The sequence below is a fragment of the Flavobacterium luminosum genome (genome assembly GCF_023635005.1).
Lineage (GTDB): Bacteria > Bacteroidota > Bacteroidia > Flavobacteriales > Flavobacteriaceae > Flavobacterium > Flavobacterium luminosum.
On record NZ_JAMLJM010000005.1, the window covers coordinates 1 to 20,502 of the forward strand.

Consider the following 20,502-nt stretch of genomic DNA (forward strand, 5'->3'; position numbering starts at 1 on the left):
TAATGCAAAATCAAATGTTAATTTTACAATTAAATTTTCTTTATCGTTTCTCATCTTCAAATTAAAGAATTGTCAAATTATTTTTGTCTTACTGTACGTTGCTCAATTCTTTTTTCAAACTTCTCTCCTTGGAAAATTCGGTTGACCATAATTCCCGGGATATGAATTTCATTAGGATCTAAGGTTCCTACAGGCACTAATTCTTCTACCTCGGCGATAGTGATTTTAGCTGCTCCGGCCATTGGTGCGTTGAAGTTTCGAGCCGTTCCTTTAAAGATTAGGTTTCCGGCTTCGTCGCCTTTCCAAGCTTTTACGATGGCAAAATCAGCCTTGTAAGCATGTTCTAAAACGTGCATTTTTCCGTTAAATTCACGTACTTCCTTCCCTTCGGCTACTTCGGTTCCATAACCGGCAGGGGTAAAAAAGGCAGGAATTCCCGCTTGTGCGGCACGGCATTTTTCAGCTAAGGTTCCTTGTGGAGTTAATTCTACTTCTAACTCTCCGGAAAGCATTTGGCGTTCAAACTCTGCGTTTTCGCCTACATAGGATGAAATCATTTTCTTGATTTGACGTTTTTGCAGTAGCAATCCTAAGCCAAAATCGTCTACTCCAGCATTGTTAGAGATACAGGTTAAATTTGTTACCCCTTTTTTAACCAATTCCGCAATACTGTTCTCTGGAATTCCGCATAATCCAAATCCGCCTAGCATTAGGGTCATGCCATTTTCTATGCCCTGAAGAGCATCTTGTACATTGTCTATTTTTTTATTTATCATCGCTAAAATCTGTTTTTTAATTTTCGAATAGTTTAAAAAAAACCGTCAAAATTGCTTTTGACGGAATTTATAAACTCAAAAAATAACCAACCAAACTATTTTATTGAGCACTCCAACCTCCATCTAAAGTGAAAGTGGTTCCTGTGATTGTTGTTGCATGGTCTGCTGCCAGTAGTAAGGCCATTGAAGCAATAGATTCAACAGAGATGAATTGTTTTACCGCTTGTTTTTTAAGCATAATTTTTTCAATGACTTCACTCTCTGAAAGCTGATGTGCTTTTGCTTGATCTTTAATCTGATTTTCTACAAGAGGGGTTTTTACATAACCTGGGCAAATTGCATTACAAGTGATGTTATACGGAGCTCCTTCTAGTGCCATTACTTTTGTCATACCTACTACTCCGTGTTTTGCTGTAACATATGCCGATTTGAATTCTGAGGCTCTGATACCATGAACGGAAGAAACATTGATAATTCGGCCAAATTTTTTAGCCTTCATGTGTTTCCAAGCAGCTTTCGAGGTATAAAACACAGAGTTCATGTTGATAGCAATAATCTTTTCGTACATTTCCTCTGGAAAATCTTCAATAGGAGCTACGTGTTGTATTCCAGCATTGTTGATTAACACATCTAATGAACCTAACTTAGAAATACTGTCTTCTATTAACCTTTTTATAGAATCAGAATCTAGGAGATTAGCATTGGAATAATCGGTTTTTACATTGTATTTTGCGCCTATAGCTTTTGCGATTTCAAGGCCATTGCTTTCAAGACCATGAAACATTACCTGATACCCATTTTTAGCAAAAGCTTCAGCAATACCTAAACCAATTCCGCTAGTACTTCCTGTAATAAGAACTGTCTTATTCATCTTTTAAAAACTTTAAAACGGCTTGATTGAAAGCCTCGTATTGATCCATTACTACACCATGTCTAGAATTGTTGATGACTGCTAAACTTGCATTTTGCATACGCGAAGTGTATTCTTGTTTGTATGAAATCGGCATATAATCCATGTCGGATCCAACAACTAATGTAGGGTGAGCAATGGTTTGCAGTTTGTCTCCTAATCCCCAATTCATTAGGGTCACAAAAGTATTATAATAAAGGTTAGGATCGTTTTTTGCACAACGTTCTTCAAATTCTATTTTTAATTTTTCCTGATGTGCTTCGGGAAACATGTTAAAAGAAATCTCTTTGGCTAATTCTTTTAATCCTTTAGTTTTTAAATATTCCGTTCTGTTTTTTAAAAGATCTTCTCCGGTTTTTCCCATATTGTTAAAATCCGGTCCACTATTAACGATTACTAGTTTGTCAACCAATTCTGGATGTGAAATAGCCATCTGAAAAGCTACAGCGCCTCCCATAGAAAAGCCAATAAAAGTTGCTTTATTGATGTTTAAGTCCTGTAGTAATTGATATACGTCTTCTGTGAGGAATTCAACCCCAAAGTCTTCGTTATGGCCAGATTGACCATGACCTCTAAAATCAGGAATAATCAATCGGTAATTAGTAGAAAAGACTGGGACTTGAAAGTCCCAATCTCTTTTTGTTGATCCTAAACCGTGAAGTAATACCAAAGTTTCTCCTTGGCCGATATCTTCATAATCTAGTGCAACGGTTTTCAGTAACATCTTAGTCATTACTTAAATTTTGATTTGTATTATTTTTTTTGAAAGAAATCGATAGTATATTTCATTTCAACATTTACCAATGTTTTGATAGCTGGTGAAGCTACGAATTCTCTAATTTCAGCATTCAATAAGTTAGTAGCGCTTACACCTAACGATAAACGTTCAGTGAAGTTATATCCTGCATTAGCATCGATTGTGAATCCGCCTAACTGACCATAATTCCAAGTTCTTCCGTTTTTAGCATTTTCTACTACATCATTTACTCCATCACCATTTAAATCTTGTGTTTTAGCAGCAATATTGATTCCTGAGAAGAAGTCATATTTTTGTACATATCTTCCGTAGATAGCTCCATAGAATTTGCCTTTGTTGTAGTGAAGACCTAAACTCATTTTGTGCGTTGGTGTGTTAATTGGTAAGTCAGTTTCTGTTACAACACCATTTTTGTCACCATCATTTCCTAAGTCATTTTTATCTAAATCTCTTCCAAAATAAGAGTAGTTAAGAGCAGCACGGAAAGCATCGTTGAAATAGTAGTTGAAGCCTAAATCAAATCCGTAAGTATCTACTTTACCAAAGTTTGAATAAGTCAATACATATGCACCGTTAGATCCCGGAACTACATCACCGATAGGTTTGTTTCCTACATGAGTAACTGTTCTTCCTCCAGTTGCAATATTGATTAATGGACTAATGAATTTGTCTGATTGGTTGTAGTAAGCATTAGCATCAATGAATAAACTTTTTGCTAATTGCCCTTTGTATCCTACTTCATAAGAATGAATAGATTCTACATCTAATCGTGCTACTTTGCTTCCATCAGATAAAGTAAATCCTTCAGCATTTCCTAATACTAAACCACCAAACATGTTAGCTTTCATGTTTAAGATAGACGGTACTGCCATACCTTTACCGTAAGTTAAACGGAAAGTTCCTTTGTCAAATTTTTTGGTAATCGCTGCTTTAGGAAGAACATTAGAACCATAGAAATCATGATTGTCTACACGTAATGCCGCTAAGAAATTCCATCCAGATTCTGGTAATTTGTATTCGAATTGTGAATAAACACCAGTTTGTGCGATATCAATTCCTCCATCATCTAAAAGGTAAGTTCCTTTAGAATCAGCCATATCTAACTGATATTGTACTCCTGCAGTAAGAAAAAAGTTTTTCCAGTTGTTGTTGTATTGACCTTCTGCATTGAAACGGTTTGAAGCATCTTTGAAAACAGCCCCTCTTTTTAAAGCGATACCTGCTGGTGCGAACCATTGCTCATAGTAAGATCTTCTTAATGATTCCTCTTCTGAGAATCCTGCATTTTTGAAAGAAACATAGTTTTGTGTTCTTTGGTTCATAGCATAAGTATCGTCTGTTTTACTCCAAGTATAATACGTATTTAAAAATACTCTTGGTGAAACGTATTTTAATTGTGCTACATCAATAGTCCAATCTTTAATTTGATTTCTACCTGCACTAGTAACACCAATATTGTTATTGTTGCTGTGACCGTAGTATCCAATTAATTCTGAATTGTCTGCAACTTTATAATGTAAACCTGCTCCGTATTTTTGAGTATCAAAATCGCGGTCTAATTCTAATTCTTTGTATCCTGTATTTCCTACATATACCGTATCTGTATATTTGAATTCTGTACCTTGTGATCTTTCGAAGTGGAATTTATAAGCAAATTTATCGCTAACTGCTTGCGCATGACGTAGACGAGTAGTGAACACATTTTGAGTTCCGCCTCCTAAAGCCAATGTAGTTCCTTGGTGTTTGAATGGACTTTTAGTAATAGAGTTTACCAATCCATTGTGTGCATTAGGACCGTATAATGTCCCGTTTGGCCCAAGAAGTATTTCTACACGCTCAGTATCGTCTTTGATTACCGTTTCCATAGTACCTAAAGGAAGTCCGGTAGCCACCAAAGTTGAAATACGGTCGTCGGTCATTTGAAGGTTTTTAGAGTTGAAAGCTGAGTTGAATCCACGGATGTTGATTCCTGTTCCTAGAACTCCAGCTCTTACGAAATCAACTCCTTTTTGTCTTGCAGCCAATTCTCCTAAGTTAAAGCTTGAAAATTGTTCGATGTCTTTAGCTTTAATAATGTTGATTGTAGCCGGTACATCGGTTATTTTTTGTGCTTTTTTGTTGGCTGAAACTGTGATTTCATCTAATTCGTTTACAGAAGATTTTAAGCTGATTTCTACTGTTGTAGATTTTCCGCTTTCAACTTTAACAGTTTGAATACTGCTTCCATAACCTACAAAGGTTACGGTTAAGGTATAATTTCCAACAGGGATATTTGTCATTAGAAATTTACCTTCATAATCTGTAGAGGTTGATTTTTTTAGTTCATCAATTTGAACGGAAGCTCCAGGTAATGAGGAGCCGTTTTCGTCGGAGATTCTCCCGGTTATTGAACCATTGTCCTGAGCATTCATCAGCTGAACAAATAGTAAAATGAAAAAGTAAAGAATTTTTTTCATGTGAATAAATGTTTTTGTTTTGGGTGCAAGCTATGAGGAATTGGGTAAGTAGGTTAAGTTATGGTTAACTTTTTTAAGTGTGACTTTTATCAATTAAAGTATCTTAAAAATATAGAATGTTTAATTTTAAAGCCTTTTATCTAATAATACTACAGGTGTGACTTTAATTTTGAAAAAGCTTCTGGAAGGTTTTTCGAAAGATGGTCAATTACCTGAATCATCAGATTTCTCCTGCTTTCCGTAAGAACAATTCCTTTTATGGGTTCTTTGATTTCTTGTAGTAATTTGGCAGAATTTATCTTGCCTTCCATGTATTTAGACAACGAAACACTCCAAGCAATGTTAGGCACGTAATTGCTTTTTTTGCTGTGGTCTATTTCTCTTTCTTTTAGTTTGTATTTTTGGAAGAGTTCTAAAACATCTTCATATTTTTCTTTGTAAATCAATACGTTAAAGAAAGAGGTGAAAAAGTGATGCCAACGGTATTTTAAAATCTCGTCTTCGTATTTTTTTAGAAATTGGCGCGCCATGGTCTCGGCTTGCGTCCATTGATTAAATTCCGTTAATAATCGTATGTGGTAAGAGGTATAACTGATTTTTTGATGGTAATTGTGTGTCGTTTCGGAAAGAGTTCTAAAACGCTCTAATAATTCTAATGCTTTTTGGGGTTTATTGTTCTTTAGCAAAATAGCGATGAGATTGTTCACATACATTAATGTATCATCGTTGTTTTGTCGGATAGAGAGGAAACCGAAATATTCAGCTTTGGCGAGTTCGTTTTCTTTGCTGTGCAATAAAACCCTATTGGCATAATAATTCGATAATAATCTGCGGGAATACATTTCTCCCTGACTGAAAAAAGAGTCGATATGATCGAATAATTTCTTTAAATTGTTGCTATTGTTATAATTGGTATACATAAAAGCCAACAGTACAAAGGCCTGATAGCGATTTCTACCATCTATAGTAGCCGTACTGAAAACTTTATACAACCATTTTTCCCAATATTTGGTTTCGTTATTGTTTAGGGTATACTGATTGGTAATTTCTCCTGTGGCCAGATAGAGCTTGTCTTGTATTTTCTTTGCTTTTTGGTAATGATTGGAATACTGGTTCAGAAAATCAGCAATAATTTGATGATCCTTGTACCGCATTCTAATTAGCAGATAGGCTCGGTATTCCCGAGCCAATTCGTATAAATTCTGAAAATTGTAGTCCAGATTTTTATAGTTTTCAATGTGATGTAAGAAATGTTGTTCCTCTTCGGCAGAAATGGTATCCGTTAAGATTTTTTTCTTGTAGAGCATAATCCATTCCGTGATCAGATCGACATCAATTTGGGATAACTTTTTTTCGACCCAATTTTTTATGTAGTTGTATTTTCTTTTGTCGATTTTCTCATCGAAAGGGGTAAAAGTGTTTTCGGATAAGGCATTTTCGACCAAAAGATTAAAAATTTCACGTTTTTCGGTATCTTGAAAATTACACACCGAGGCTAAGTATCTTGCTTCATGAGGCAAAATACTTTTACTGAGCTCTGTGAATTTTTTAAGTCTAACTTTCATTTTTGGTTAGGGTTTAGCCTTTAGCCAATTGCTAATGATTTGGTTTGTTTCTGTCGGTTTTTCAAATTGAACAAAATGACCACTTTGCGGAATAAAATGCAATGTACTGTTTTTTATGTTTTCTTTTGCGGTTTGTCCCACGGTAGTGACGGTTAGAGTTGGATGCAAGTAACGATTAGGAATCAGGTAGTCGTTTTCTCCAAAAATAATTAGCGTTTTATGGGTAATTCTATTCAATTGATGCTGAGTAGGATCGTCTAACATTCCTGCGATACTTTTTACTATGGCGTTGCAATGCTCTTGAAAATCAGTAGTTTCTTTGATGTTTTTACGATCAGTAATCATTTTTTCTGCTTCTTCGGGTAATTTGAAGAAGTTGAGTTGATAGTTTCTGACGATTTGTTCATCGGTGGTTTTGGCTACTGCGTCTACTGTAACTGCATTTTTCATGATCTGACTTTCTGTTGCCGTAAATGATTCTATACCGGCTGGAGCTACTAAAATTAAACTCTGAATTTTTTTAGGGTAATTTAAAGCCAGTTTTACTGCTGTTTGCCCTCCCATAGAATGTCCTACAACCGTTATATTTTTTAATTTTAATTGTTGGGTTAGTTTATAAGCTATTTCTGCGAAAAAACTAGGAGTATAAGCTGGAGCTACTTTAGTAGATTTTCCAAATCCGGGTAGATCGAGAGCCACACAAGTATAGTTTTCTTTGAGTGTTTCAATATTTCGATACCAAGCATCGGCATTACTGCTCAAGCCGTGAATGAATAACAGCGTTTGTTTTCCCTTGCCTTCTTTAACATAAGCAATTTCTAAATTGTCTATGTTGGTATAATGGGTGGGGAAAGCGTACTCTGAAGTGCTGTTCTTCATGGATTTTGTATTTTGTGAAAAAGTAATAGTGGTCAATAGAAAACAGATAAAAAAATAAATTTTTGTCATGATTTAGAAATTAAGGAGGTGTAATATTCGTAAAGTTTTTTACGGGATACTTTGCCTAAACTGGTTAAAGGGATTTCGTCAAGTATAAAAATGTATTTAGGATGTTTGTAATCGGCTAAATTGCCTTTTAAAGATTGTCTGATATTCTCTTCTGTTAGATCAGGATTCGATTTGGTTACAAAAGCAATTCCGCACGATCCCCATTTTTCATCTTTTACAGGAAGTACCAAAGCTTTTTTTATGCCTTCGATTTTTTCGATGCAGAGTTCTACCTCTTGTGGGTAAATGTTTTCACCCCCAGAAATATACATGTCATCTTTTCTTCCTTTGAGATAAAGATAGCCTTCGTTGTCATAACAAGCTAGATCGCCGGTATGTAACCATCCGTTTTTAATTTTGTCACGCGTAGCAACTGAATTGTTCCAATATCCTGGGGTAATAATATCTCCTTGAATACATAATTCTCCTACTTCATCGATGCCTACCTCTTTTCCGGAGTCATCTATAATTTTGATGGAAAGATAAAAATTAGGTTTACCGATAGAGTTCGGTTTTAATAATGTCATCGTATGATGCAGGGAAGTAATGCTTGGTCCTGCTTCGGTAAGACCATAACCGGGTCTGATATCGATGTTTTTTTCGTTCTTCCAATAGGAAACTAGTTCGTAGTTTACCATTTCTCCGCCTGAAATAATGTATTTCAGATGTTCTAATTTTACTTCACTAAAGATTGGAGACCTTTGCATCATGAGTAGCATGGTTGGTAAAGCCATGAACAACGTAGTTTTGTTTAATTCCAAAAGGCATAAGACTTTATCGGGATCAAACTTCTCTAACATGCCAATGTGGGCTCCTTTGTGTAAAAGAGGAGTCACAAAAATATTCCAGCCCGAAGTGTGATACGGCGGTAACGTGTTGATGGTTGAATCTTTGAATGTGATTCCTAATTGCATGGAGGTATTCAAACTATTCCAAAACAACATTTTGTTGGTATATAAAACACCTTTTGGAGTTCCTGTGGTACCCGACGTGTAAAAAAGAAACAAAGGATTATTTTCCTTGATTTCTTTTTGAAGGTTACATTTGGCAGGCGTATCAATTTTATACAATGTTTTCAGTTTGTTTACTGAAAATTGCGGAATATTAATAGTATCGGCCTCAATCTTATGTTGTTGTGACTTGCTGTAAATCAATAAAGAAGGTTGGCAATCGGTAATCAAATCATTTATTTCAGCATTAGAAAGGCGATAATTCAACGGTGTTAAGATAACGCCCATACGTTGACATGCAGAAAAAAGAACTAAATAATAAGGACCGTGTTCTGCTAAGATAGCAACACGATCCCCTTCTTGTATGTTTAGAGCAATCAGTTTATTGATAAGATGATTGGCATAATGATGAATAGCCTCATAGGTATATTGTTCGTGAGTATCATAAGAAGTCACGGCTACCTTATCTGGAGTATAATCTGCCCATTTGGCTATCCAATCTAATGTGTTCATTCCTGTAGAGTTTTTGAGGCTGCATCAAATTTATGCAAAATAATAGCAACTAGTACTGATGTTACAATCGCTATTGAAGCAGAAATACCTGGATTTTTAACAGGACCTTGCATGTAAGGAGTAAGTTCGAAAAAAGTTACAGAAAAGTGGGTTAGTAAGGCTACAACACTAGCAATAAAAACAGTTTTTACACGAACATTTTTAATGAAGGTACCGAAAAGAACTGGGACAAAGGCTGCAGCAAAATAGCCATAAACTCCATTTTGGGCAAATATCGCAACACTTAGTTTGGGATTACTGATTTGATTCCAACTTAAATAAAAACTAATTACAGCCATAGCTATAATTACCATGCGGTTGAGTATCACAGAGTTTTTTAACGATTCTTTTCCTGTTAGCGGTGCAATTAAATCAGAGGTAATCGTTGAAGAAATAGTCTGAATTAAACTCTCTAATGCTGCCAATCCAGCTGAAATCAAACCAACAACAACTAACATACTCATCCCTACTGAGAAATGCGTAACCACATAAGTAGGGATAATTTCATCCATTTTAAGAGGATTTCCTTTATAAGTTAAGTCTGGAATACTGATACGGGCATAAAAACCAACTAAGACTACCGAAAAATATACAATCAGGAAGGCGATAGCGCTAATCAAGAAGATGTTAATCTTTCTTTGGTCTTTTAATAAAAGCGATTTTGTGATAATGTGAGGTTGACAAACAATGGCTACTCCAATAATTATTTGAGAAAGAATAATTTCGTAATAGTCACGAAATAAGTAACTACTTTCGTTAGTAGGTTTGGTCAACGCAGGGTCTATAGTGTTGAGCTTGGTAATAAAACCACTCATCCCATCTGAGAAATAGTCGTAACCCGAACCAATGAGAACTACGGCAACTATAAATTTCAATACTGCCTGAATAGTATTAGTATACACCATCGAATTAGCCCCACCAAACATCATGTATCCAAAAACAAATACCACAATGCCCATTAAAACATAATAGGGCTCAACTCCAATGGCTTTAGATATAATTTGAGTTAAACCTACATTAATTAATACGATGAAAGTAATATGCAATAAGGCTACAAAAGCGAAAAACAACGAATAACTTTTACTGTTAAAACGATTACCCATCCATTGTGCCATGGTGGTTGCTTGTACGGCACTTCCGTATTTTGCAAATCCCTTGGTAAATACTACTAAGGAAACAAAGGAAGCAATAGGCATTACTATGGCAAAAGAAATGATGCCCGAAAATCCGTACAAGGCAATAAATCCAGGGTTAATGATAAATGTAGCTGCACTAGTCATAGAGGCAGCTAAGGAAAGACCAATAAACCATGCCGGGAAATTAATGTTGCCCAAAGCATAATCTTTCATGTTTTTTGTAGTTAATGCTCCTCGGATTACGAAGAATAAAATAACAAGAGCATACAATACCAATATGCTAATCATATAAAGGGTCCAATTTTCGGAATTTTTCATGAGTTTGTATTTGTTTGTCGCAAAAAAACAAAATAACCGTATTGTTGAATTCTGTAAGTTAACTAATTTTAATGTGACTTTTGTTGTTTAATGTCGATTAATTAGAAAATTATATCGAAAAACTTGATATTTTGAACCGTGTGACTTTAAAAAGCAATCTTAAGTTTTTTCTATAGGGTTTATGTCCTCAAAAATTCTAAGATAATATTCTAAGATGTTTTGATGAACTAACTCAAAACCTTTATATCTTTGTAATCTAAATTCAGTTTAAATAAAAGTAAACCAGTTGTATACTTTTTTAAATTTCAAATTTATACTCAAGCAATGAAATTAGATAGAAAAGAAATCCTGAAAGCTTTAGAAACGATTTCTATAGCTGGAGAAGGAAAGAATATGGTCGAAAGTGGGGCAGTTCAAAATGTGATTACTTTTGGTGATGAAGTGGTGGTTGATTTAGTGTTAACAACTCCGGCAATGCACATAAAAAAACGTGCGGAAGACGATATCCGAAAATTAATTCAGGATACATTTTCTAAAGAGATTAAGGTTAAAGTAAATGCTAAGGTAGAAGTTCCTGAAAAATCTAATGAGATTAAAGGGAAAGCCATTCCCGGAATTAGTAATATTATTGCCGTAGCTTCAGGTAAGGGAGGCGTTGGGAAGTCTACAGTTACAGCAAATTTAGCAGTAACTTTAGCTAAGATGGGGTTCAAAGTAGGGGTTTTGGATGCCGATATTTATGGTCCCTCTATGCCAATCATGTTCGATGTAGAATCTGAAAAGCCTATTTCTATCGAGGTAGACGGAAAATCCAAGATGAAACCTATTGAAAGTTTCGAAATTAAGTTACTGTCAATCGGATTTTTTACGGCTCCCAGCCAAGCCGTGATCTGGAGAGGTCCTATGGCTGCAAAAGCACTAAATCAAATGATTTTTGATGCTGCATGGGGAGAATTAGACTTTTTGTTGATTGATTTACCACCAGGGACCGGAGATATTCATTTGTCAATCATGCAATCGTTACCTATTACCGGAGCTGTAGTGGTGAGTACTCCACAGGCCGTAGCGTTAGCCGATGCTAAAAAAGGAGTAGCAATGTTTATGTCCGATAGTATCAATGTTCCCGTTCTAGGAATTATTGAAAATATGGCTTATTTTACACCAGAAGAATTGCCAAACAATAAATATTATATCTTTGGAAAAGAAGGAGCGAAGAATTTAGCCGAAGACCTACAAGTGCCTTTCCTTGGCGAAGTGCCTTTGGTACAAAGTATTCGTGAAGCAGGTGATTACGGTAGACCAGCCGCTTTACAAACAGGTTCTCCTTTAGAGGGTATTTTCGAGGGAATTTCGCGTAACGTGGTGCAAGAGGTGGTAAATCGAAACGAAAATTTACCGGCAACTGAAGCTATCAAAATAACAACAATGGCAGGTTGTTCTGCGGTTAAAAAATAATTTTCCAATCTGAAAAAGATGACAAACCAAGAATTAGAACAAAACATACTAAAGGCATTAGAAGAAATTAGGCCGTTTTTAAATTCAGATGGTGGTGATATTACCTTGATTTCCATTGAAGACCAAAAACACGTAAAAGTGCGTTTGGAAGGAGCTTGTACTAGTTGTAGTTTAAGCATTAGCACTCTTAAAGCAGGTGTGGAGACTACGATTAAGAAATATGCGCCTCAAATTGAAACGGTAGAGAATATCGCCTAGCTTTTATTGCTTTTAGAATAATTATCATAAAAATGTGTTTTTCCCATGGGTGAAACACATTTTCTGTAATGTGACAAAAATCATAAGTAAATAGTTTGGGTTTGCAGAACTTTGCGTTTCTGAAACCTGAACTTAAAACAAAATACCATGATCGAAACAGATATACTTATAATTGGAGCAGGTCCTACTGGACTTTTTGCTGTTTTTGAAGCCGGACTCTTAAAATTAAAATGCCATATCATTGATGGTCTACCGCAACCAGGTGGTCAGTTAACCGAATTATATCCCAAAAAACCGATCTTCGATATTCCTGGATTTCCATCGGTTTTAGCCGGAGATTTGGTTAACAATCTTATGGAACAAATCAAACAGTTCCAACCCGGTTTTACGTTGAACGAGGTAGCTGAAAAAATTCAAAAATTAGAAGATGGTACTTTTATAGTAACTACCAACAAAGGAACGGAACATCATGCAAAAGCAGTCGCTATTGCGGGTGGATTGGGAATTTTTGAACCTAGAAAACCGGTTTTAAAAGATTTAGAGTTTTATGAGCAAAATGATAGAGGAGTTGAATATTTTGTGAAAGATCCTGAAAAGTTTCGCAATAAAAAAATTGTGATTTCTGGAGGAGGTGACTCCGCTTTAGATTGGTCTATCTTTTTGTCTAATGTGGCTTCAGAAGTTACCTTGGTTCACCGACGTAATGAGTTCCGTGGAGCTTTAGACTCGGTTGAAAAAGTACAAGAACTAAAGGCACAAGGAAAAATTAAACTAATCACACCAGGAGAAGTGATAGGTTTCCAAGGAGCCGAAAGAATCGAATCGGTAGATATTCAGGTAGGGGAAGATCAAATGAATGTGGTTTGTGACTATTTTATTCCTTTATTTGGTTTGACTCCTAAGTTGGGACCAATTGCCAATTGGGGATTAGAAATCGAAAAAAATGCCATTAAAGTGAATAATGCCTTAGATTATCAAACGAATATTGAAGGGATTTATGCTATTGGCGATGTTAATACTTATCCTGGTAAATTGAAGTTGATTTTATGTGGTTTCCATGAAGCAACTTTAATGTGTCAAAGCGTTTTCAATAAGTTAAACCCGGGTAAAAAGTATGTGTTAAAATATACGACCGTTTCTGGTGTTGATGGATTCGATGGTACCCGTAAGGAAGCTGAAAAAGCAGTTGTAAAATCAATTGAATAAAACAAAAAAATAAGGGCACTAAAAAAGTGTCCTTATTTTTTACTTGCCAAATACACTCCTCCTAGAATGATTCCTGCACCTATAAACTGCATGAAATTCAACCTTTCACCATCCAATAATCCCCAGCTCATCGCTACCAACGGAATAAAATAAGTAACCGAAGAAGCAAATAACGGAGAGGTAATCTGTATGAGTTGGTAATATAAAATATTCGCAATTCCGGTGCCGATCATTCCAAGAATGATGATAAACAAAGTCGAATGAATAACTTCTGGTTGGGTCATGACTTCGGCATAACCATTCGAAAATAGAATGATTAGTGCGGGTATTAGTAATGTTAAAAAATTTCCGGTCGTAATCGCTAACGGACTCATATCTGAAAGATATTTCTTGATTAAATTAACATTCAAAGCATAACAAATGGTGGCGATGACTACTAGGAAAGCGAAAAAATAATTGGTTTCACCCGAAGTGCTTTTGCCGTAAAAAACTAACAGACTACAACCTAATAATCCCAAAATAACTCCAAAAACTTGGTTTCTCATAAAGGTTAATCCAAAAGCTAAAGCACCTATTAATAAAGTATACAGAGGAGTAAGTGAATTCAGAATTCCACTGATAGAACTTTTAAGTCCAGTTTGAGCAAAGGCAAAAAGAAAAACCGGGAGACCGTTCCCGAAAATCGATGTCAAAGCGACGTATTTCCATTTGTAAGATGGAATTTGAGTAAGCGATTTAAAGCCTATGGGTAACAGAAAAAAACAAGCGAATATTAAGCGTAATGCTCCCAATTGAAAAGGGTTTAGACCCACCAACCCTCTTTTGATTAATATGAAAGAACTGCCCCAAACCAAGGAAAGCAAGACTAATAAAAACCATTTGTTGTTTTTGGTAAACATGTTATGTTGTTTTATTTCCCAAAATTCTGTTATTTTTATGTAATACAATATGGTTTTTGAATAATTTTGTATAAAATTCTTTTAACTGTTTAAAACTCAGATTCAATGAAAAATATCAAATTATCTTTAGTAGCATTACTATTCGTAGGGGTTAACCTTGTGTCTTGCAAAAATGAGAATACCGAGGCGGCTGCATCTTCGGAAGTAAAATCGGAAACTACTAAAGCTGTTGCTAAGGCCGAAAAAACTACCTTTTCTATAGAAGGAATGACTTGTGCTATGGGTTGTGCTAAAGTAATAGAAAACAAATTGTCAGGTTTAGAAGGTGTTCAAAAAGCTACTGTAGATTTCGAAACCAAAACAGCTACAGTGGAATACGATGCTGAGGTTCAAACTCCTGAGAAATTAGTAGAAACAGTAGAGGCTGTTGCGGATGGTAAGACTTATAAAGTTTCAAATGTAAAGAATAGCGCGGATAAAGCTATGAATTACAATGATCCGAAAAAGGAAGGTAAAAAGGCTAAAAAAGCAGCTGAGGCTAATGCTAAAACTGGAGAAAAGAAAGCCGGTTGTTGTGCAGCTAAAAAATCTTGTTCTTCTAAAGAAGAAAAACCAGCGACTATCTAATTTTTCTATTAGAACATGATAAAAAGAGGGGATTTTAACAAATAGAAATCCCCTCTTTTTTTATGGTTTATTTTTTCCACTTCAATGACTCCATGAGCATCCTTAAATCATTCTTGATATAATGTGCCGCAGGTAAAACAGAATCAAAATTTGGTTTAGCATAAAAGTAAACAGATCCAACTAAGAAGTGTTTTGTGCTGTCAGTTAAATAAAATTGTGATTGTGATGCAGCATTTCCACCTACCTCATAAAACATACCATAAGTTTTTTGCTCTTTGTTCACGTAAGGTTGTTCTACAATACCATCAGCCTTAATTACGTGCTCGTACGTTAGTTTTTGTGCGTCACGCAATAATTTATCAATATTATTTTGAACTGGTTTGTAGGTTAAATATACGGTTGCCTTCAGTTTTGGATATTCAATATGAAAATTACAGTTTCCCTGATCTATAACTTTTCCAACGGTATTATAGTCAAAAGTATAACCGCAATTCTTATCGAATGTAAGGTATTTAGGTTCAGGATAATTTAAACTTAAATAGGCTTTAGGTTTTGGTAATACATCTTTTTTACAGCCAATAACACTAGCAGTTAGCGCTATAATAAAACAAAGACTTAAAATTTTTTTTGACATTTTTTGAAATTAAAAAGGTAAATCGTTTTCAATTGGGTTGTCAAAATTAGTGCTTTTTGGTGTTTCTGGAGTATTTTTTATGCCTTCCGGGTCTTTTTTAGTAGTTAAAAAAGTAAATTCAGTAACCTGAATTTCTGTTGTATATTTTGTACTGCCATCTTCTGCTTGCCATTGACGTGATTTAATTCGGCCTTCAACATAAATTTTATCTCCTTTAGATAAATATTTTTCACAAATTTCGGCTGCTTTATTTCTTACTACCACATTATGCCATTCGGTCGAGTTTATTTTTTCGCCGGTTGTTTTGTTAATGTATACGTCGTTTGTGGCAAGAGGGAAACGACCAATACAGTTGCCGCCTTCAAAATAGTGCATTTTTACTTCGTCACCCAAATGACCAATAAGTATTACTTTGTTCAATGTTCCGTTCATGGCTTATATTTTAAGTAGCATCAAATATACACAAAAATATTAATAGGCATTGTTTTCCAAGAAATTATGCAAAACAATAGGAAAAGGGAGTTGCATCAGTTCAGAATACGTAAAACCAACTTCAAACACCTTGTTTAGTTCTAGTTTCCAAAAACGAATATGAAGATGCTGATGGGATAGTTTATGTATTCTGTTTTCTGAATCCAGTAAGGTTATCGATTCTGTCTCAGGAAATTCATCTTTAATTTTAGAAATAATCACAGAATCGTTTTCGCTTTGCGTTGTTTCAATTAAAGGTAATTCATATAAATTCTGCCAAATTCCTTTTGAAGTTCTTTTGTTGGCAATGCTTTTGTTTTCGCTGTCAAGGATTAACAGATAATTAAGGTAGCGGTTTTTAATGGTTGTTTTTTTAAGTTTTACAGGAAGTTGGTCTACTTTTTTCATACCAAATGCCAAGCAACTGTTATTTAAAGGGCAATTTGCACAGTCTGGGCTTTTAGGAACACATTGTAATGCTCCAAATTCCATTATGGCCTGATTGAATAAGGCCGGTTGCTCTACATCGATGAGTTCGGTTGCTAACTGAGTAAATTCTTTTTTGGCTTTCCTGGAGGCAATATCGGTTTCTATGTTGAAATAACGAGACAAGACACGATATACATTACCATCAACAACCGGTACGGCTTCATTGTAGGAAAAGGAAGCGATAGCTGCAGCGGTATATTCGCCTATACCTTTTAATTTTAGTAATGCTTTATAATGATTTGGAAATTTTCCGTTTTCCTCGAATGCGACTTGTTTGGCTGTTGCATGTAGATTTCGAGCACGTGAATAATAACCTAAACCTTGCCAAAGTTTTAAGACTTGCTCTTCATCAGCGTTGGCTAAATCAAAAACGGTAGGAAAGGTTTTGGTAAATGCTAAAAAATACGGCAAACCTTGCGCAACACGCGTTTGTTGAAGCATAATTTCGGATAGCCAAATGTAATAGGCGTCGCTGGTATTTCGCCATGGTAAGTCGCGTTTATTTTGTAAATACCACGTAATTAATGTTTTGCTAAAGTTCATGGTTAAGTATTGGTTAGCAAAAATAAATCTTTATGTTATTAAATTTTAATTCGTTATAATTGAATTATTGTTTTTTTTATTTCTATATTTGCACTCTCAAAAAAATTAGATAAACTTAATTTATATAATAAAATGACAAAAGCAGATATCGTAGCTAAAATTGCTGACAAATTAGGCTTAGAAAAAGGAGATGTACAAGCTACAGTTGAATCTTTTATGGATGAGGTGAAAAACTCATTAGAAACAGGTGATAATGTTTATTTAAGAGGTTTCGGAAGTTTTATTGTTAAGACAAGAGCAGAAAAAACAGGAAGAAATATATCAAAAAATACTACAATTAAAATTCCAGCACACAACATCCCGGCATTCAAACCTGCTAAAGTGTTCGTAGAAGGAGTTAAAACAAATAACGAAGCAAAATAATTTACTAATCAATAAAACTACAAAGTTATGCCAAGTGGTAAAAAAAGAAAAAGACATAAGGTAGCTACTCACAAACGTAAAAAAAGAGCAAGAGCTAACCGTCACAAAAAGAAAAAGTAGTTCTTAAACTACTTTTTTCTTTTTAATCGTTCCTTGAAATCTCGGATTTCTAAAAATTGCAAAACAAACACCCTTAATAATCACAGTTATTTGTTAATATTGTGGTTAAGGATTCTGTTTTGGAATTCCCCTTATGGGTTATTGCCTGTAAAAAATGTTTAATCCATCCTTACATGAGTTGAGTGCTGAGAGTGAGCGGTTGTTAGCTTGTATAACAATCTGAACCCGCAACCCACAACCAAATTGTTTGGATAAAAATTTACACATGAATAAAGAATTAATTATTCGAACAAGTTCTGAAGCTGTAGATTTTGCCTTGTTAAAAGATGGAAAACTGATAGAATTACACAAAGAAGAAGAAAAAAGTAACTTTCAGGTAGGTGATATTTTTATTGCCAAAATCAGAAAACCAGTTGCTGGACTCAATGCGGCTTTTGTAAATGTAGGTTTTGAAAAAGATGCCTTTTTGCATTACCACGATTTAGGTCCAAATCTAGCTTCTCAGTTAAAATTTATCAAACTTGTAAGCGCAGGTAAACTTAAAGATTTCTCCCTTAAAAATTTTCCTTTTGAACCTGAAATTGACAAAGACGGGGCTATTGCCGATGTGCTAAGTGCGAATCAATCCATTTTAGTACAAGTGGTTAAAGAGCCAATATCAACCAAAGGACCAAGAATTAGTTCAGAACTTTCATTGGCAGGAAGATATATCGTTTTAGTCCCTTTTTCCGATAGGGTTTCTATTTCTCAGAAAATTGAATCTAAAGAAGAAAAAGATCGATTGAAACGTCTAGTACAATCTATCAAACCAAAAGGATTCGGCGTTATTGTACGAACAGTAGCCGAAGGCAAAAAAGTTGCAGAAATTGACAAAGACTTGCAAAATTTGTTGGACAAATGGACCGCAATGTGCAAGCGAATCCCAACAGCTCATCACCCTTCAAAAGTTCTAGGAGAGTTAAATAGAGCATCATCTATATTGCGTGATGTTTTTAATGATACTTTCAGTGGAATTATTACCGATGACAAAGAGCTGTTAAATGAAACCAAGGAGTATTTACAACAAATAGCTCCGGGAAAAGAATCAATCGTTAAACTCTATCATTCTAAAGACGTACCGCTTTTCGAAAAATACAATATTGAGCGCCAGATAAAAACGTCGTTCGGGAAAACAGTTTCAATGAGTAAAGGTGCTTATCTGATCATTGAACATACCGAAGCTATGCATGTCATAGATGTTAATAGTGGAAATCGCTCAAACAAAGCTTCTAATCAGGAAGAAACCGCCTTAGAAGTGAATTTAATTGCAGCAGCAGAAGTTGCTAGACAATTAAGACTTCGTGATATGGGCGGAATTATTGTCGTGGATTTTATCGATATGCAAAATCCTGACAATAGAAAAGTATTGTACGACTTCTTAAAAGAAGAGATGAGTGACGATAAAGCAAAACACAAAATATTGCCTCCAAGTAAATTTGGCTTAGTTCAAATTACGCGTCAAAGAGTGAGGCCGGAGGTTAATATCAAAACGAGTGAAGAAGATCCTAACAATGAAAAAGGCGAAATTGAAGCGCCTGTAGCCATTGTAGAAAAAATCTCTTCCGAATTAGGTAGTGTCATTAAGGAAAATAAAAAAGTACGATTAAACGTACATCCTTTTATCGCTGCATACCTTACCAAAGGTTTTCCATCAATACGCTCAAAATGGTTTTTTGAGCATAAAAAATGGGTGAAAATTATACCGAGAGACGCTTACACTTATTTAGAATACAAGTTTTTAGATGAAAACGGTAATTCTATAGAAGATTAAATTATTTCAAAAACCGCTAGGAGAAATCTTAGCGGTTTTTTTGTTTGTTGTTTAGAACGAATAAAAATAAGGCTTTTACGGTTCTTTTTTGGGATGAATTTCGATTTTATAATTGTTATTTAACTTAAGCCATTTATCTTTGTAGTTCGGATAAAATTATTCAAAACTATGCAAACAAATCAGTTAGATTTTTTACCCATCTTGATGCAGCTTGGTTTGGCGGTAGGATTCGTCGGAATTACCATCTTTGTCTCTGGGTTGCTAGGTCCTAAGCGTCATTCGGCCAACAAAGACAAAAACTTCGAGTGTGGTGTAGAATCGGTTGGAAATGCACGTGTTCCTTTCTCTGTAAAATATTTCCTAGTAGCTATTCTTTTCGTTTTATTTGATGTGGAAGTAATTTTCATGTACCCTTGGGCGGTTAATTTCCGCGAAATGGGATTAGAAGGATTAGCAAAAATGGGAATCTTTATGGCTTTATTGGTAGTAGGTTTTTACTACGTGATAAAGAAAAAAGGTTTGGAGTGGGAATAATCAATTTGTTTTACCTATGAATGAAGAATTACAATTAGTGTAATGAATGCATTCAAAATTCAAAATAATTCAAATGAGTGATACTTCTAAATACAAAACGGTAGACGCTCCAGAAGGATACGCTGGAGAAGGTTTTTTTGCTACAAAACTAAGTGATGTGGTAGGTTTGGCTCGTGCTAATTCGCTTTGGCCTTTGCCGTTTGCTACTTCTTGTTGTGGTATAGAATTTATGGCGACTATGGCTGCTCATTATGATGTGGCTCGTTTTGGTTCTGAACGTATGAGTTTTTCTCCCCGTCAGGCCGATATGTTGTTGGTAATGGGTACTATCTCTAAGAAGATGGCGCCAATTTTACGTCAGGTATACGAACAAATGTCTGAACCGAAATGGGTGATTGCTGTAGGGGCTTGTGCTTCTTCAGGAGGGGTTTTTGATTCGTATTCTGTTTTACAGGGTATTGACAAGGTGATTCCTGTTGACGTTTATGTGCCTGGATGTCCGCCAAGACCAGAACAAATTTTAGATGGTATTATGCGACTACAGGAAATTGTTAAAAACGAATCGGTACGTCGTCGTAGTTCAGACGAGTATAAAGATTTGTTAGCTTCTTATAACATTAAGTAAT

20 protein-coding genes are annotated in these 20,502 nt (G+C 35.2%); 8 read left to right on the forward strand and 12 right to left on the reverse strand.

The annotated features are described in order from the left end of the window. Positions 1-77: 77 nt before the first annotated feature. The 8 genes from NAT50_RS07610 to NAT50_RS07645 form a co-directional block, all read right to left on the reverse strand. Positions 78-776 carry a CoA transferase subunit A gene (locus NAT50_RS07610; RefSeq protein ID WP_250592630.1) on the reverse strand — a complete coding sequence of 233 codons (699 nt, stop codon included), beginning with the start codon at positions 774-776 and terminating at the stop codon, positions 78-80. Between the two features lie 100 nt (positions 777-876). Further along, positions 877-1,647: a 3-hydroxybutyrate dehydrogenase gene (locus tag NAT50_RS07615; protein ID WP_250592631.1), complete on the reverse strand. Its 771-nt coding sequence runs from the start codon at positions 1,645-1,647 to the stop codon at positions 877-879. Further along, on the reverse strand, positions 1,640-2,419 hold the full coding sequence (locus NAT50_RS07620) for an alpha/beta fold hydrolase (RefSeq protein WP_250592632.1): 780 nt from the start codon (positions 2,417-2,419) through the stop codon (positions 1,640-1,642). The genes NAT50_RS07615 and NAT50_RS07620 overlap by 8 nt, the downstream gene beginning before the upstream one ends. A 20-nt stretch (positions 2,420-2,439) precedes the next feature. Next, a complete protein-coding gene (locus NAT50_RS07625; protein WP_250592633.1) occupies positions 2,440-4,899 on the reverse strand; it encodes a TonB-dependent receptor in 2,460 nt (819 codons plus the stop codon). Between the two features lie 149 nt (positions 4,900-5,048). Then, entirely contained in the window at positions 5,049-6,464 is a 1,416-nt protein-coding gene (locus NAT50_RS07630) for a hypothetical protein (protein WP_250592634.1), read from the reverse strand. A gap of 6 nt (positions 6,465-6,470) precedes the next feature. Next, positions 6,471-7,343 carry an alpha/beta fold hydrolase gene (locus NAT50_RS07635; protein ID WP_250592635.1) on the reverse strand — a complete coding sequence of 291 codons (873 nt, stop codon included), beginning with the start codon at positions 7,341-7,343 and terminating at the stop codon, positions 6,471-6,473. 65 nt (positions 7,344-7,408) lie between these two features. Beyond that, positions 7,409-8,914, reverse strand: a complete 1,506-nt coding sequence (locus tag NAT50_RS07640) for a class I adenylate-forming enzyme family protein (protein ID WP_250592636.1) — start codon at positions 8,912-8,914, stop codon at positions 7,409-7,411. Then, entirely contained in the window at positions 8,911-10,407 is a 1,497-nt protein-coding gene (locus tag NAT50_RS07645) for a sodium:solute symporter family transporter (protein ID WP_250592637.1), read from the reverse strand. The genes NAT50_RS07640 and NAT50_RS07645 overlap by 4 nt, the downstream gene beginning before the upstream one ends. Positions 10,408-10,731: 324 nt before the next feature. Here NAT50_RS07645 and NAT50_RS07650 point away from each other — a divergent pair, with 324 nt between their 5' ends. From NAT50_RS07650 to NAT50_RS07660, 3 genes are all read left to right on the forward strand, one after another. After that, on the forward strand, positions 10,732-11,862 hold the full coding sequence (locus tag NAT50_RS07650; protein ID WP_250592638.1) for an Mrp/NBP35 family ATP-binding protein: 1,131 nt from the start codon (positions 10,732-10,734) through the stop codon (positions 11,860-11,862). Positions 11,863-11,880: 18 nt separating this feature from the next. Next, entirely contained in the window at positions 11,881-12,120 is a 240-nt protein-coding gene (locus NAT50_RS07655; RefSeq protein WP_250592639.1) for a NifU family protein, read from the forward strand. A gap of 147 nt (positions 12,121-12,267) precedes the next feature. Then, entirely contained in the window at positions 12,268-13,326 is a 1,059-nt protein-coding gene (locus NAT50_RS07660) for an NAD(P)/FAD-dependent oxidoreductase (protein WP_250592640.1), read from the forward strand. Between the two features lie 32 nt (positions 13,327-13,358). Here the strand turns inward: NAT50_RS07660 and NAT50_RS07665 are convergent, their stop codons facing one another. After that, a complete protein-coding gene (locus NAT50_RS07665) occupies positions 13,359-14,225 on the reverse strand; it encodes a DMT family transporter (RefSeq protein ID WP_250592641.1) in 867 nt (288 codons plus the stop codon). 105 nt (positions 14,226-14,330) lie between these two features. Between NAT50_RS07665 and NAT50_RS07670 the strand changes: the two genes are divergently transcribed. Beyond that, a complete protein-coding gene (locus NAT50_RS07670) occupies positions 14,331-14,852 on the forward strand; it encodes a cation transporter (protein WP_250592642.1) in 522 nt (173 codons plus the stop codon). Positions 14,853-14,919: 67 nt separating this feature from the next. Here the strand turns inward: NAT50_RS07670 and gldD are convergent, their stop codons facing one another. The 3 genes from gldD to mutY are packed head-to-tail and all read right to left on the reverse strand — an operon-like array spanning position 14,920 to position 16,989. Beyond that, positions 14,920-15,486 carry a gliding motility lipoprotein GldD gene (gene gldD, locus NAT50_RS07675; protein ID WP_250592643.1) on the reverse strand — a complete coding sequence of 189 codons (567 nt, stop codon included), beginning with the start codon at positions 15,484-15,486 and terminating at the stop codon, positions 14,920-14,922. Positions 15,487-15,495: 9 nt separating this feature from the next. Next, positions 15,496-15,918: a single-stranded DNA-binding protein gene (locus NAT50_RS07680; RefSeq protein ID WP_250592644.1), complete on the reverse strand. Its 423-nt coding sequence runs from the start codon at positions 15,916-15,918 to the stop codon at positions 15,496-15,498. A 39-nt stretch (positions 15,919-15,957) separates the two neighbouring features. Then, positions 15,958-16,989 (reverse strand): A/G-specific adenine glycosylase, encoded by a 1,032-nt coding sequence (gene mutY, locus NAT50_RS07685; RefSeq protein WP_250592645.1) that lies wholly within the window; start codon positions 16,987-16,989, stop codon positions 15,958-15,960. 132 nt (positions 16,990-17,121) lie between these two features. Between mutY and NAT50_RS07690 the strand changes: the two genes are divergently transcribed. The 4 genes from NAT50_RS07690 to NAT50_RS07705 all read left to right on the forward strand — a co-directional run bounded on the left by NAT50_RS07690 (position 17,122) and on the right by NAT50_RS07705 (position 20,501). Then, the gene (locus tag NAT50_RS07690) at positions 17,122-17,412 is read left to right on the forward strand and encodes an HU family DNA-binding protein (RefSeq protein ID WP_073308587.1); all 291 of its coding nucleotides are present in this window, start codon (positions 17,122-17,124) and stop codon (positions 17,410-17,412) included. Between the two features lie 385 nt (positions 17,413-17,797). Further along, complete coding sequence (locus NAT50_RS07695) at positions 17,798-19,342, forward strand: Rne/Rng family ribonuclease (protein ID WP_250592646.1); 1,545 nt, start codon at positions 17,798-17,800, stop codon at positions 19,340-19,342. Positions 19,343-19,510: 168 nt separating this feature from the next. Further along, a complete protein-coding gene (locus NAT50_RS07700; RefSeq protein WP_250592647.1) occupies positions 19,511-19,876 on the forward strand; it encodes an NADH-quinone oxidoreductase subunit A in 366 nt (121 codons plus the stop codon). Between the two features lie 73 nt (positions 19,877-19,949). After that, on the forward strand, positions 19,950-20,501 hold the full coding sequence (locus NAT50_RS07705) for an NADH-quinone oxidoreductase subunit B (RefSeq protein ID WP_250592648.1): 552 nt from the start codon (positions 19,950-19,952) through the stop codon (positions 20,499-20,501). The last annotated feature ends 1 nt before the right edge of the window (position 20,502 follow it).

Coding starts and splice junctions, on each gene's coding strand:
- NAT50_RS07610 (WP_250592630.1), bottom strand. CDS start 776: ATGATAAATAAAAAAATAGACAATGTACAAGATGCTCTTCAGGGCATA.
- NAT50_RS07615 (WP_250592631.1), bottom strand. CDS start 1,647: ATGAATAAGACAGTTCTTATTACAGGAAGTACTAGCGGAATTGGTTTA.
- NAT50_RS07620 (WP_250592632.1), bottom strand. CDS start 2,419: ATGACTAAGATGTTACTGAAAACCGTTGCACTAGATTATGAAGATATC.
- NAT50_RS07625 (WP_250592633.1), bottom strand. CDS start 4,899: ATGAAAAAAATTCTTTACTTTTTCATTTTACTATTTGTTCAGCTGATG.
- NAT50_RS07630 (WP_250592634.1), bottom strand. CDS start 6,464: ATGAAAGTTAGACTTAAAAAATTCACAGAGCTCAGTAAAAGTATTTTG.
- NAT50_RS07635 (WP_250592635.1), bottom strand. CDS start 7,343: ATGAAGAACAGCACTTCAGAGTACGCTTTCCCCACCCATTATACCAAC.
- NAT50_RS07640 (WP_250592636.1), bottom strand. CDS start 8,914: ATGAACACATTAGATTGGATAGCCAAATGGGCAGATTATACTCCAGAT.
- NAT50_RS07645 (WP_250592637.1), bottom strand. CDS start 10,407: ATGAAAAATTCCGAAAATTGGACCCTTTATATGATTAGCATATTGGTA.
- NAT50_RS07650 (WP_250592638.1), top strand. CDS start 10,732: ATGAAATTAGATAGAAAAGAAATCCTGAAAGCTTTAGAAACGATTTCT.
- NAT50_RS07655 (WP_250592639.1), top strand. CDS start 11,881: ATGACAAACCAAGAATTAGAACAAAACATACTAAAGGCATTAGAAGAA.
- NAT50_RS07660 (WP_250592640.1), top strand. CDS start 12,268: ATGATCGAAACAGATATACTTATAATTGGAGCAGGTCCTACTGGACTT.
- NAT50_RS07665 (WP_250592641.1), bottom strand. CDS start 14,225: ATGTTTACCAAAAACAACAAATGGTTTTTATTAGTCTTGCTTTCCTTG.
- NAT50_RS07670 (WP_250592642.1), top strand. CDS start 14,331: ATGAAAAATATCAAATTATCTTTAGTAGCATTACTATTCGTAGGGGTT.
- gldD (WP_250592643.1), bottom strand. CDS start 15,486: ATGTCAAAAAAAATTTTAAGTCTTTGTTTTATTATAGCGCTAACTGCT.
- NAT50_RS07680 (WP_250592644.1), bottom strand. CDS start 15,918: ATGAACGGAACATTGAACAAAGTAATACTTATTGGTCATTTGGGTGAC.
- mutY (WP_250592645.1), bottom strand. CDS start 16,989: ATGAACTTTAGCAAAACATTAATTACGTGGTATTTACAAAATAAACGC.
- NAT50_RS07690 (WP_073308587.1), top strand. CDS start 17,122: ATGACAAAAGCAGATATCGTAGCTAAAATTGCTGACAAATTAGGCTTA.
- NAT50_RS07695 (WP_250592646.1), top strand. CDS start 17,798: ATGAATAAAGAATTAATTATTCGAACAAGTTCTGAAGCTGTAGATTTT.
- NAT50_RS07700 (WP_250592647.1), top strand. CDS start 19,511: ATGCAAACAAATCAGTTAGATTTTTTACCCATCTTGATGCAGCTTGGT.
- NAT50_RS07705 (WP_250592648.1), top strand. CDS start 19,950: ATGAGTGATACTTCTAAATACAAAACGGTAGACGCTCCAGAAGGATAC.